The 13,748-nt window shown below is 51.7% G+C and carries 10 protein-coding genes and 1 tRNA gene; 5 read left to right on the top strand and 6 right to left on the bottom strand.

The annotated features are described in order from the left end of the window. Positions 1–13 precede the first annotated feature (13 nt). Together MK110_04810 and MK110_04805 are read left to right on the top strand one after the other, a co-directional pair. Positions 14–1,840, top strand: a complete 1,827-nt coding sequence (locus MK110_04810) for a DUF1553 domain-containing protein (protein ID MCH2210597.1) — start codon at positions 14–16, stop codon at positions 1,838–1,840. A 62-nt stretch (positions 1,841–1,902) separates the two neighbouring features. Further along, the gene (locus tag MK110_04805) at positions 1,903–3,168 is read left to right on the top strand and encodes a DUF1501 domain-containing protein (protein ID MCH2210596.1); all 1,266 of its coding nucleotides are present in this window, start codon (positions 1,903–1,905) and stop codon (positions 3,166–3,168) included. A gap of 334 nt (positions 3,169–3,502) precedes the next feature. On the opposite strand, the gene MK110_04800 is transcribed toward MK110_04805, so the two are convergent. Continuing rightward, positions 3,503–3,874, bottom strand: coding sequence for a hypothetical protein (locus tag MK110_04800; GenBank protein ID MCH2210595.1), 372 nt, complete (start codon positions 3,872–3,874; stop codon positions 3,503–3,505). A gap of 745 nt (positions 3,875–4,619) precedes the next feature. Here MK110_04800 and MK110_04795 point away from each other — a divergent pair. Further along, positions 4,620–4,693 (top strand) — tRNA-Arg (locus MK110_04795). 942 nt (positions 4,694–5,635) lie between these two features. Here MK110_04795 and MK110_04790 read toward each other — a convergent pair. The 3 genes from MK110_04790 to MK110_04780 all read right to left on the bottom strand — a co-directional run bounded on the left by MK110_04790 (position 5,636) and on the right by MK110_04780 (position 7,409). Further along, entirely contained in the window at positions 5,636–5,878 is a 243-nt protein-coding gene (locus MK110_04790; GenBank protein MCH2210594.1) for a phage integrase SAM-like domain-containing protein, read from the bottom strand. A gap of 4 nt (positions 5,879–5,882) precedes the next feature. Then, positions 5,883–6,092, bottom strand: a complete 210-nt coding sequence (locus tag MK110_04785; protein MCH2210593.1) for a hypothetical protein — start codon at positions 6,090–6,092, stop codon at positions 5,883–5,885. A gap of 828 nt (positions 6,093–6,920) precedes the next feature. Then, entirely contained in the window at positions 6,921–7,409 is a 489-nt protein-coding gene (locus MK110_04780; protein ID MCH2210592.1) for a hypothetical protein, read from the bottom strand. A gap of 531 nt (positions 7,410–7,940) precedes the next feature. On the opposite strand from MK110_04780, the gene MK110_04775 reads away from it, so the two are divergent. Further along, the gene (locus MK110_04775) at positions 7,941–9,017 is read left to right on the top strand and encodes an aldose 1-epimerase family protein (GenBank protein MCH2210591.1); all 1,077 of its coding nucleotides are present in this window, start codon (positions 7,941–7,943) and stop codon (positions 9,015–9,017) included. Positions 9,018–9,343: 326 nt separating this feature from the next. On the opposite strand, the gene MK110_04770 is transcribed toward MK110_04775, so the two are convergent. After that, a complete protein-coding gene (locus tag MK110_04770; GenBank protein MCH2210590.1) occupies positions 9,344–10,717 on the bottom strand; it encodes a DUF1501 domain-containing protein in 1,374 nt (457 codons plus the stop codon). 249 nt (positions 10,718–10,966) lie between these two features. Next, complete coding sequence (locus tag MK110_04765) at positions 10,967–13,138, bottom strand: APC family permease (protein ID MCH2210589.1); 2,172 nt, start codon at positions 13,136–13,138, stop codon at positions 10,967–10,969. A gap of 172 nt (positions 13,139–13,310) precedes the next feature. Here MK110_04765 and MK110_04760 point away from each other — a divergent pair, with 172 nt between their 5' ends. Continuing rightward, a complete protein-coding gene (locus MK110_04760) occupies positions 13,311–13,598 on the top strand; it encodes a PLP-dependent transferase (protein ID MCH2210588.1) in 288 nt (95 codons plus the stop codon). Positions 13,599–13,748 lie beyond the last annotated feature (150 nt).

The raw sequence follows: 13,748 nt of genomic DNA, 5'->3' as shown, positions 1-13,748 counted from the left end.
CACAGGACGTGACATGAATCCGTTCCCTGAAACAGCCTGGATTCTGGGACTGTCGTTTTTGTTGATGACTCCCTGTGCATCGGCCGGACCGCGAGGTCGGGCTGAGGTTCCTCCGGCCCGGCAGCCTTATGAAGGACTTCCGACCGGACGCACAGATCACGCGGCCGAACGAGTCGATGCTTATCTGGATGAATTCTGGGAACGCACCGGTGTGGCTCCATCGCAGCTGATCGACGATGCGACATTTCTTCGTCGTGCCAGCCTCGTGTTGAACGGCATTGCGCCCGCCGCAGACGAAGTGTCCTGTTTTCTTGCAGATGATTCAGCTGATAAGCGGGAGGTCAAAGTTGAGCAACTGCTGACTCGCAGTCGTTACGCGGATTACTGGGCGTTCCTGTTTCGTGACTGGATTACTCAGATTCGGGATGTAAAAGGTCAGAGCACAAATCTGGTGACTCTGTATTACTATGGTCGCCAGGCAATGGCGGAAAATCGCAGCTGGGCACACATTGCCCGTGATCTGCTGGCCACTGATGGTGATGTCAGTCAGCATGGATGGGCGAACTTTCCTTTGTATTTTGACACGGAACCAAACGAGGTTGCCGAGGCTGCTTCACGTATGTTCCTTGGGACCAACCTTGCATGTGCACAGTGTCACGATGACCCGTATGTTGACGAATGGACTCATGAAACGTACTGGGGAATGGCGGCGTTCTTCGCCCGAGCAAAAATTCGGATGCCGTCGAGCACCAAAGACGAGTACTACGATCGTTTTGCCCTGCAATCGCGACCGCCGTCAAGTGTCAGCACACTTCCGGGTGGTGATGCGTCTGTGGACGGAGCATGGGGCGACGTTAGAGCCTATGTGGAATCCGACGAGGGAGAAGTTCGAATCCCTGGTTCGTCGCCAGAAGACGTTATCATGCCCAAGCCGCTCAACGGCGAAACCATGAATGACGTTGATTCCCGGGAGGAAACACGACGCGTTCAGTTTGTCAGCTGGACTGTGAATGCGGATAATCGTCTGTTCGCTCGAGCGGCGGTGAACCGGATGTGGCTGTCGCTCACCGGACTCGGATTTGTCGATTCATATGACGGGTTTTCGCCGCGCGTCCGTACGCGTCACGAGGAACTACTTGACGAACTCGCACGGGAGTTTGCGGACCATGGTCACGATCTGAAGTGGCTGATGCGAACCATTGTACTGAGCCGTCTTTTTCAGCTGGAGCATGGTTCGGCGACAGAGGTCGGCGAAACCTGGCATGCCATGCCGCCACGTTTGCTGAATGGAGACCAGTGGCTCGATTCGGTCGTGAGAGCCACTGGCGAAGAAGAAAGAGTCTACCTACTTGCAAGCGAGATCACTCCGCTGCTCGAACAGGAACACCACGACCGCGTAGACGGAATCGTTCCCTGGGATCCACGATCAGAACAGACGGACAAGTCAAAGGTGCCACGTCCGTCGAAGCCGTCAGCTGTGAAGAGCGTAGAACAAATGCGTTTGCAGGGTCTGCGCCGGGAGTATGCAGAATTTGGCAAACGTGTGGCCACGCTTCGTGCCCGGGCTAGGATTCCAATGAGTCCTACGTCTGAGGCTCTGATGTCGATGAACGGTGAAGTTGTGGCGGCGTCGATTGAGCGAGGGACAACAGTCGATCGAATTGCTGCCCTGTCCACACCGTCAGAGCAGATTGAGGCTATCTATTTTGGGGTTCTGGGGCGCCGTCCGAGACAGGATGAACTGCACCTGTTGTCTGATTCGGTTGCGGCAGACTCCGTCACAACAGCGACTGATTTGCTGTGGACTCTGCTGCAGACCACAGAATTCCGGACCTATTAAGAGGACTTTCAGTCATGATGTGTCAGAACGACTCCCATAGACTGGGCCGTGCCCCCTTGACGATGAGGACACGTCGAGGGATGTTAAATGTCTCGCTGTCCACTGCCGTGGGGACAATCATCGGGCCGACGCTGTCCCGCGCTTTTGCCGGGGATACGATCGGTGGACATGATTCCGGTAAATCGGTCATTCTTCTCTGGCTGGAAGGAGGGCCGTTTCAGACGGATACTTTTGATCCCAAAAAATCATCGGACCAAAAACTGGGTTACCGATACCGGCCGATCTCGACGTCATCACCGGATCTGGAGATCGCCGGGAGTCTGCCTCTTTTGGCATCTCAGGGGGCAGAGTTAACCGTGATCCGGTCTATGGTCAGCCTCGAGTTTGATCATAGTCCGGCGCAGTACTACATGCAGACCGGTTGGCGCGGTACGGGCGCGATTCAGGCTCCCTCCATTGGATCAATTGTGTCTCATGAACTGGGGGCGCAACCAGGTGCCGATCTGCCGGCATTTGTGTCAATCGGCACCGGCGGTTTTCCCGCCGGCTACTTCGGACCGACATACCAGCCCACCGTTGTCTGGGATCCGGAACAACCACCGGAGAATCTGGGGTTGCCTTCGGGAGTCACGCCGGAAACATTTTCCCGACGATTGCGATATCTCAAGGCATTGGAGAATGGAGACGCGTCTCGTACCTTTTCCGATCGTTTTCGTATCGGACGTGAGGAGGCCGTGCGGTTCATGAGGTCCAGACATCGCAGTGCCTTCGATCTGACGCGTGAACCTCCAGGAATACGTGACGGTTACGGTCGCACGACGTTCGGAAACGGATGTCTGCTCGCCCGGCGTCTGGTCGAAGCAGGCGTGCGTTTTGTCCAGGTACGTCAGACCGGTGACGATCCGATCGGCTATGACACTCACGAAAATCACTACAAAATCCATGATCCGCTGATCCGGGTTCTGGATCGTGGCATGTCCAGCCTGATCCGTGACCTCAAGCTCCGGGGGATGCTGGACAGCACGGTCGTGATTGCAGCAGGTGAGTTTGGTCGAACACCCACCATCAACTCAAATCAGGGACGTGATCACTGGACCAAAGGATTCAGTATTGCTGTTGCCGGTGGAGGGTTCCGCGGCGGATGTTCCTGGGGAAGCATGAATGACACCGGACAGGAACTCGATTCCGATCCGGTGAGTGTGCCCGATTTTCTGGCAACTCTGTGCCACGCGATCGGTATTGATCACACCAAAGAATATGTGGACGATTTCAAACGTCCGATCAGGCTTGTTGACGAAGGGCATGTGATTCACGACATCCTGACGTGAGGGAATGATCAGCGGCTTGCCGCGAATCCACGGACACCCGAACCAGCCCGACTTCGGGACAGGTACGAAATTCCCTCGCACCTCATTTTGTCAGCGTATCTGATCCGTCTGGGCGCCCACTCATTCGGCATTCGGGGCATCGGCAAAATCTGCGATGGCTGTGACCGGTCCGGACTGGAACCAGAGATTCACGGACAATGATCTCCTGAACAACCAGGCACCTGACGTCGCAGCAGACTGGACCTTTGGAGTGTCTGCAGACGATTCACACCCTGGGAACAACCGGCCAAAATATCCACAGGTGAGCAGAGTGTGGCGTTGATTCAGATCTGGTTTAACAACACTTCTGCAGTGCCTTAACTTCGTGGAGAACCGCAGCAGCGACTGTAACATCACCGTCGGTTTTTGCGAGCAGTTCACGTGCGCAGCGAAGGGCCGCCAGAGATATGGTCTGAGTTGACAGTATGCTTGACTTTGCGCCCCGTTCGTATCTGCTTTCAGTGCCGATCTTCTTTTTGCTCCTGCGTGTCAGACCCATCTTTTTCCGGGCGTTGGCAAAAGCAACTCCACAGCTGTTTTTGTTGATCGTCTGATTAGGGGCCTTTCGACACAGTGCTGCGTAAACCTGGGGGCCAGTAATGTTGTTGTCCGCTTTCAGCAGCGTTCGCACTTCAGCCGACATATTAAAACGCGACTTCTTTGCCATTGGGATTCCTTGTCTTGATGGACATTTGGTCGCAGACGATAACCCAGTGACCCGCAAGGCGATCACGACCAGTGCAGCCAGTTATATCGTTCGCACATTCGAGCGATACATTCAAAAGCCATTAAGCTCCAACAGTCTTTAACCAGCACTATAGTCTTTGGTTAAACGCGTTCAAGAAATGTTTGAAGTGTCTCAGGGAACATGGTGATTTGATTCATAAAAAAAAACGGACACGGAGCGTCCGTTGCAACGCCAGTCTCCCATGCAGGATTTAAAAATTTCACATCGGTCTGACGCAGGATCGAACAGTTGGTCCGTTAGGCTGACGCAGGATCGAACAGTTGGGCCGATGTACTGACGCAGGATGGATCAATTCGAATGTTGCACTGATATGGTTGCGGACAGAGGAAGTCGATTGCAGCCGGCATATGCTATTCTCATTCCTGATCTGCCGGATCTTTGCCGGCAGGAATATCGTGGCGCCGTTTTCTGCAGAATTTCGGGACGGCATCAGATTCGGGAAGTTTAAAATGTCGACTCAAGTCGCTCTGTTGCTATCGGCGATAGCTAGGCTGTTTTGCGTGGGGAGGAAAATCGGTCCCTGGCTTGTCTGAAATGACTGTCCTTGGCATACTTCCGGGTCTGGTGGTTTGTTCGAACAGGTGTTTATTGATTCCATTAATACGTGGAATCAGGATCGGGTGATCCGAACGTTGTGATCAGAGAAGATCTGTTGAATGCTCATGCACCCGTAGCTCAATTGGATAGAGCATCGGTCTACGGAACCGAAGGTTAGAGGTTCGAATCCTCTCGGGTGTATTTTTTGTCTGGTACGGATGACCTCGAATCCTGCCACATCCCATCAGCCCCTGATTTTTTCAGGATTTTGGGACGAGCAGAAATTTGATCTGATGCGATTCGAGCGGAAACGTGCTCCATTGGATCTCTGGCTCCACTCCTGCTCCATTTTTGTGAGACCCAGAACGGCTATTCTGAAGTGCCCTCGGGCGGTCTTCGCGGTCAGTCTGAAAGTAATACTTGTCGCCAGTGTCTTCGCTGTGTCCCATCCACGCACAGAGGAGGTCATTGGTTACTTCAGGAAGCTTCCGTAACTCACTTCCATCTGAACTTGCGAATTGCCTTGTATGGTGCTCCTGCGGGAATTTTCAGACCGTTCCGCTTGAGAATTTCCTTGTATGTCTTTTGAAGGTTTGTCTCAAACCGACCCTGTTTTAGTTTCACACCGTCCTCTGCTCGACAGATATCGAATTCTGGTTTCTTCTCCAGATTACCAATGTTTTTGGGGACGTCGTCAGACTCGTATCCGGTTTGCTCGTGGTACTGTTTAAGTCGGAGAAGCACAGGCCGTAGCTCGTGCCATAACGGCATTACTGTTTCACACCGCTCGTCGCCTGTACCGCACATCACGCCAACTGTTTTGCCACGCTTTGTCAGATCTTCGTTCGCCAAGTCTATGTCTGACCATCGGAGAATTGTGACCGCAGAAATGTGACATCCAGTGAATCGGATCAGGTTAACAACTATATTCCACTCCAGATTTTCGAACTCTGAACGAAGTGATTTTCGACAGGAAAGTAAATTGTCAAGATATTCCTCACTCACAATCTCGTGATTTCCTTTCGAGTGTATGTGATCCTCCTTAACGGAATACTTATTTGCCTCTGGAATATGGAAGGGGTTTTCGCCAGTGAAATACTTCTGCCGTTTCGCCTAATCAAATGCCTGACCGCACCGTTTGAATTAGTTTTTGATCGTACTTGATTTGTGATGTCGTACAGATTTCATGAATTGACGAACATCATCTTCAGCTACATCGCATAATTCTGTGTCACCGCCGATGTGCTCCTCGAATTTCTGTTGAGTGCTGCGGTAATTTCCGACGGTGCGTGCTTTGACTTCGGCAAGTTTGTCCTTCATATACTCGTCGAAAAACTGAGTGACCGTTAGCTTTGTCTCGTCCTCTGCGATTACACCCTTCTCCACCATGTCACCCGTAGATTTTGGGTTCAGCCTGTTTGAGTTTGAGTGTCTTAGTCCGCAGATCTTTGTTGGGATTTTCGAGTAATGCGTGAAGAGTTTCATATTCCTCTACGACAGCAAAAACCTTGTCCGCGCGTTTCTTACCAATTGCTCCAAGCGAGACTCTGTCTGGTTGTTCCGCCAGCTTATACGACAGCCGTATAGTACGGTTTACCATTCCAGATTTTCTGGTAGTAGTGTTGCCATCGACTACGCCTCCTCCGTGACCGCCGCTTTTTGTTGCTTTCTCTGCAACGCAGCATTGACCATTTTCTGCGAGCCGTCAGAGAAGCGGGTAGGCCAGTGTCTTTTCTATTTATGATTGGCCCTTGGTTTCCATTCACTTGGGTGGTGTCCACGATGTACATGAAACTGTATATCGAACCGCGAAACGACTGCCGGAAGACCATCGTTACTACAGGAATGAGTTATTGGGTTCACAGACTGCTCCCGTGAATCCACCACTCCCAAGCGAAACCCCCGCAATACCTGTCCCTGTGACCACGCCTGTTGTTAACACTCCGCCACCTCTGCCAAGGCAGACTGTCCAGTACTGGCTCTATCGATACGGGAAGGTCAAAGGTCGTGCGCTGAAGGCGATCAAGGCTGGCAAAATTCTACAGAGTGACCAAATAGCAAAGTTACCTGATGGTCCGTGGAAACCAGTAAGCCGAGTGTTCAAGAAGTGAAGGCGACGCGAAGCGGTTCAGTTCAACGACACCTTTAAACGGCGTTGTTAGCGTAGATCTTGCAGAGCTGATCGAACGAAACCAACATCAGAACCTGTTCACTTACAAGTGGATGTCATCTGTTGCGTTGCCACCAGGTTCTCAGCCACAAATCAAAGGAAGATGATCAGCTGTTATGGGTTTAAGCCGCAGTATTTATCGGCTGGTATATTAAATATACATATCTACATCTATGTTTTGATCCATGTTTACCATTTGTATATGAGTTATACACAACGTCACTTTGACTGTCTCAATTATCCACAGTCGAAACCGCATCATTTTTTCCTGAAATATCCAGCACCACGCCCCTTTTTTCCATCTGTATCACACCCAGCCAAAACACCATCCCAGCTGTCTTTAGATCTCAAGCCATCGATCCCATTGGCCTTTAACAAAGCATCTTTTGTCATGGCCTTGGATTTGCCAATGCAGTTCTTGTTAATAAATTTATTCAGTTTGTTGATTTCTGCTGATGTCAAATTTGGTTTGACAGATACTGTTGCCGTTTTAGCTGTTTTAATTGATGCCCAGCTTGAAATGGCTCGGACGTTTCCTGTGATATCAACACGTACATCATCAACCAAAGAATCAAAATCCAATTGACCTATAGCAGAAACCGCATCATCCAATTTCTTCTTGATGTTGTTGCTCGTTTCTCGATTCAATTCGGCTGAAGCCTTACTGGCGATCTGATTAAGATCTTCCTGAGAAAAGTTCGCCAGTAATTTGACCGCCTTATCAATGTCTGAAGCTTTATTGGTCATGGTATCTTTTTCAGTAGTACCCAATAAACGGTGAGGATCCAGGGGCAGATGTTATTGAATAAACACAATATCTGCAATAATAAATGGAAATATTTCGCCAGATGTGTGTAAAGGCGCGCCAAGATTAATTATGGAAACTGAAGTGAAACAAATGGCATTATATAAAACGTCGGTCGTGTTAATTGTCGTCGTTTTGTTGAGGTGTAATGTTTGGCGGGATTGTTGTTTTTGGGTCCGGTTGGGTTGGATTTGAAAATGTTTTTACATAAATACGAAAATGCTAATGTGTCGATGAACGAAGGGGTAAAACGTGCTGGTTGTTTAACAAGAAACGACAAAATAAAAGTTCTCGTCGAGCGATAACGGGTTAGACAACCAACGGAGTTTCGTAGTCCGGGTAGAATCAATAAAAATCCAGGGGCATTCATTAGTACCTGAGTGCCGGGTCGTACGGAAAAGAGAATTCTGTTATCGCCTCGGTAATGTCAGAACGTTACTTCAACAAAGACACTTTGACATCAGGAGTCAATCATGCCTCGTCTTTTCGATCGCAGCTACACACGTCAGCAGTTGCAGGATCTGACCGGCGATATGAGCCAGCTGGCGTATGCACGTCGATCGGAACTCGTTGAGGGAAATGAGCGGGGTGCCGGCCTGATTGACGTGTTCAACGCGTCAGGGCTTTGTTTTTCTGTTTTACCGGGTCGTGCTCTGGATATTGCCTCTGCCAGCTACAAGGGGATGTCGCTGGGGTTCCGAAGCAATACTGGCGATGTCGGGCCGGCCTTTTACGAGCCTCAGAGCTTTGGGTGGCTGCGCGGGTTCTTTGGTGGATTGCTGACCACCTGCGGGATGACTTTTGTCGGGCATCCTGAAGTCGACAAAGAGGTAGAGAATGAAGAGCTGGGGCTGCACGGTCGACTGTCCTATATTCCTGCAAAGCAGGTGCGTGCCCGGAGTGTCTGGGACGAAGGTGACTACGTTATCGAGGTCAGCGGCACCATGCGTGAAGCTGTGGTCTTTGGCACCGATCTGTTGATGTCTCGCCGGATCCGAACGGTACTCGGGCAGCGGTCGATTCAGATCCGTGACCGGGTGGAGAACCTGGGGGCCGGCCCGTCTCCACTAATGATTCTGTATCACATGAATCCAGGTTTCCCTGTTCTGGATACAGGCAGTCGGTTTCTGATCAGCAGCAAAAAGTCGACGGCCTGGAACGACGATCGGGAAGTCGGACCGCAGGCTTATGAAAAGGTGGGGAAACTGCAGGATCAGCCGCATGATGAGGTCTACGTTCACCGTCCCGTTCCTGATGACTCGGGCATGGTCGAGGCGGCTCTGGTCAATGACACGCTCGGTGTTGGCATTGACTTTCGTTTTCCCGCCAAAGAGTTGCCACTCCTGACACAGTGGCAGCACTTTACCAGAGGCACGTTTGTGACCGGAATCGAACCGGGAAACTGCAGTCCCCTTGGACGAGCATGGACTCGCGAAAATGGCTACCTCGAAAAAATAGATCCCGGCCAGGTGCGGGATTTTCACATGCAGATCAGCGTGCTGGACGGTGAAGCGGAGATTGCCGCTGCCGAAGCACGCATACGAGGCTAATCAGGTTGATCACTGTAGATCATTGTACGGTGGATCTTCTGTGTGAATTCGCTCAAACGATTGGCCAATGTTCGGACCAGGAACACTCTGACAGAAAGCTGACGGAGATGAAATCCATTACCGCACCACGAGCGCCGGCCCTTCTTCGAAGAATTCTGGACGGTGGTGTTTCGGTTAGCCGACAAACCCTGCCGTAGCTTCAACAAACAATTTATCCACGTGTGCGGGGACAGCGTTAATGGTCTGTCATGCATCCCGCGACGCACGATGGTTCTGACTGATTCTTTTGAAGGCAGACCGAATTCACACCGTCACCGATTTTGTGTTCAGATCAACTCCTGAATCACACTGCCGTGGTCGATTGCGGCGATGGGTCGGCCTGAGGAATCATTGAAGGCAATGTTGGGGTCGACACCGAGGACATTGAAGATGGTGTGGTGGATGTCGCCAGGACGCAGCGGGTTATCCTGTGGAACTTCGCCCAGTCGATTAGTCGAGCCGACAACCTGGCCACCACGGATTCCTCCACCGCCCATCAGTACGGAAATTGCGTTGCCCCAGTGATCGCGTCCGGGCGTGCCCTTGCTCAGTGGTGGTCCCCCGTTTCCACCGTCGTTTATGCGTGGTGTACGGCTGAACTCGCCCATCACCACCACAAGGACCTGGTCCAGCAGGCCTCTGTCGTCCAGGTCTGTAAACAAGGCGTGAACCGCCATGTCGACTTTAGGCAGGTAACTCTCCATCGTTCCCTGATGATTCCAGTGGCTGTCCCAGCCTCCGAAATGACATGTCACGAATGTGGATCCGGCTTCAACGAGTCGTCGCGCCAGCAAGGTGCTTTGGCCCCAGTTGTTACGACCGTATCTCTCACGCACGGCATCCTGTTCCTGACTGATGTCGAAGGCAGCACGTGCTTTTGAACCGGCCACCAGTCCGAATGCCTGCGAGTCAAACCGATCCATGGCTGCCAGAGTGCCGCTGTTTTCCGAGCTGCGCAATAACTGGTCAAAGTGTGTTTGTAGAAAACGACGATCTTCCAGTCGTTTGACAGTGAGACCGTCGGTGAGATTAAGATTCTGGACCGTGAAACCCGCTGCATTGGGATCTCCGCCGGTTTGAAACGGATCGTGTTCAATTCCCAGATAGTTGCCGCCAAAATAACCCGGACGCTTGCCAATACTCATCGCCAGCGGGACAGCCACATTCGCCGGCATTCCGGGCCGGCGTGATCCGGTGACTTTTGTGGCTACGCTGCCAAAAAACGGATACTTACCCGGAGTCTTCGATCCGCTCACACCGGCACCACGGCCGGTCAGCATCCAGTGGCCTCCCGAAAAGTGGTCACCGTTATCGTGATGGACAGACCGCACAATCGAAAATTTGTCTGCGATCCTTGAGTGCAGCGGCAGCAATTCGCAGAAGTTGATGTCCGGGACATTCGTGCAAATCGGGTTCCAGAATCCTGCGTACTCCCGCGGCGCATCCGGTTTGGGATCGTACGTGTCATGATGACTCGGACCACCGTCCAGCCACAACAGGATGACAGACGTGTCTTTCTTTGGACCGCCTGAGGATTCCTGAGCGCGGAGCAATGACGGGAGACTAAGACTACTCATTCCGGCCATGCCGACCTGAAGAAAACTCCGACGTGAGTTCCCGTCACAATACTGCGACGTCCGTCCGGCTTCGATTCGGATCATGCACGTGGCTCCATCACGTTTATTTGGTCTGAACCGGCATCCCCGGCGAATTGTCCCGGACTTCAGTAAAATTTCAATACCGATGCTGGTGGGTTTGCGGAGGAGTCATGGTTGCCGAGGAACGATACGCCACCGTATTCTGCAGATCTTTCAAAGCTGCGACGTTTCACTGCTGAACTTTACTGACACTCGGGGGCAGGAACATGAAGGCATTTGTGGCTGGAAAGTACCTTCCGAACGGGTTTCGGGTCAGATTATCAGACGTACTCCACCCAGTTCGCCGAGGTCATAGGGCAGTCGACCGCCAGGAGAGCCGATGAACATGAGATTCTTCGGAATATTCCATCTGTGAGAGAGTTCCTGAATCAGCTCCGGACCGAACTGACCTTCGATCTGCACAAAATCGATATCGATTTCCGGATAAGCCTGATCGAGAAATTCCAGTTCCTTCGCCAGACCGGCCGGTGTCTGCACGTTTTCGTCGTTCACGGTTACGATTTTCAGTCGGTTGGTGTGTTCATTCTGACGAACATACAGCATGGCGTTGTTCAGATTTGCGATGTTGTCTCCTCGCGTGAAAAACACGATCTGCTGAGCGTTAATTTCATCGATCTTTTCACGAACAGCTTTGGTGAGTCGAGTCATCGGACCGACGATACTGGCGGTAAGGGTCTTCACTACTGACAGGGACATTTTTAATAATGCGATTCGACCGAGCATCACGGCGATCACCAGCATCGTTGGAATAAAATACTGCAGGAATGTCCAGACATACGCGCTGTCAATCAAAGCATTTCCGATTAGTCCGGCGACAACCGCTGAGATAGCAAACAGCACTGAAATCCAGCCGGCCTGAGCAGGACGAGGCAGATTGGCACGGCGTAGCTTCAGAAGAACATTGCCCAGTCCAAATAACGCCATCACTGACAGAAACGAGATAGTGTAGATACCCGCCAATTTTTTGATTTGACTGTTCTCTCCTGCAACGTGCAGTTTCTCGGTTATTTCGTCATCCGACATTTGCGGAAGATGAGCCCGATCCTCCTTTGAAAGACTTTTGAAAATGTCTTTTGCGGAATCAGGAAGCTGCACCGGTTTCAGTGACAGGACTTCCCGATTGACCTGGCGACGAACGACTTCGATTGATGCATCCTCCGGAACATCCAGATTTTCAACCGCTGAGGAAATCGCCTTTGCGGTGCCGTCCGGAACGGTCTGGTGAGTGATCACCAGTACGGATGCACAAAGCAGGAAGAATGCGATGATGATACGATGCGTCGTCCCTCGCGAGTTCGTTTTTAGCAGAAATTGAGGCAGGCAGCGGTCCAGTGTCATTCGATGGACCAAGCCGGTAACTCCAACGAAGCTTGTCAGTACGGCTCCGCTAAGAACCAACGCGGCGTCAATCGACACAAGGGTGCTTAACCATTTTCCGTTACCCCCAATGACGCTGCCTACTTCCTGTCCCATGTGCGCCAGCAGTGCTGTTTGGTGACGATCAACCTCCACCATACTGAGTACAGAGAGAGCCAGCAGGGCCATCAGCGGATTAAAGACACTGACGGCATACCACATGTTTCGCAGAGTTTTTGGAAACACACCTGTTTGCTGTTCTTCCACGAAATTGGAAGAACTTTCGAATCCCGAAATCCCCAGCATCGACACAGAAAATCCGAAGAACAGAGCCAGCCAGATGGAGCTGGATCCTTCGGAGTCTTGGTCACTTCGTAAATCAGCGAATTCGTTATTCGTGCCCGGTGCCGGCGGCAGGGGTTCTGTGAAATTCTGTTTGGCCATTGTCAGTCCGCGCGCCTCATGGTCACCGACACTGACAAATACAAAGATCACTCCAACCAGTACCAGCAATGTTAACGTGATCATATGTGTTATAAAGATTGCGATTGCGACAACGGCGGATTCCGTGATTCCGACTATGGTCAGAACCATAAAAAATCCCAGTAGCGCGACGGTTGCGTACGACACGTTGAGACCACTCCAGAGGTGTTGCACGTAGTGCATCCCCTCGAGTGCCGAAATAACTGCTGTGGCCATATAAGACAGCACCGTCAGACATGCAGCTACAGAAGCCGCTCGTTTGCTGGTCGTGTTCAGCAGCGCGTTGTAAGCTCCTCCGTTCAGCGGCAGGGCGCCCACCACTTCGGTATAGATTCTACGGAACAGAAAAAGCACGGCCGCCACCATCAGCAGTGATATGGGGGCCAATTTACCGGCGTAAACGATCGCCAGAGCTGAGACGTACAGGCAGGAGGATGTAATGTCGTTGCCGCAAATCGCTGTGGAAGCCAGTTCGCCCAGCTGACCATCATGTTCCTTCATGGAATGTGGTTTGGAAGGGGATTCCGGCACGTGCGCTACCTGCTGTTTTCGAGTCTGAGTTGAAGCAGGGAACCGTATCGACATCACTGGATTCTGACAACTGCCGCTTGAAATCCGCGCGGCAGGTTCGTCGTTAGCTGCATCGGAGAGGTAAACAATCGGTTTCGCGGCGATTGGGCTGGTTGTGCTGCCGGACACGTGTGCGTCACGCGGACCACGAACCGGTCGATATCAAATGAGTTATCCAGGAGCCTGTTTGAAAATTGAAACACAGTGTCTGAATGGAATGGACGGCTCGATGGTCGTATACGGAATTAATGGAGTTCCTGGTGCCGGATCAAAATTCATTGAAACTATCAAGTTGTTTTCTTCCCTGGCCAATATTGGTGAGGCCAAAAATTCGGCCATGCATCCGGCGAGCACCAAACCTTCTCAGCTAAATGAACAACAGCAGATGGCCTGCGGGATCCGACCGGAAATGATTCGATTATCCGTGGCATCGAGTACTCCGACGACATCATTGAGGATATTCATCGGGCATTGATGGTCGCCGGTTAATCGTTGTGACGCGAACCTGTCAATTCCTGTGTGACAATGCCGGCGCAACGCTGCCGGAGACTGCCGCAGAAATTGTTGTCGAACCGGATGATTCCGATTGTCGTTGATCAGTTTGAATCCGGAACGATCAATCACC

This window comes from Fuerstiella sp., from assembly GCA_022447225.1.
Lineage (GTDB): Bacteria > Planctomycetota > Planctomycetia > Planctomycetales > Planctomycetaceae > S139-18.
The sequence above is the reverse complement of the archived record's forward strand: the minus strand, read 5'-3'. Positions and strand labels throughout refer to the sequence as shown.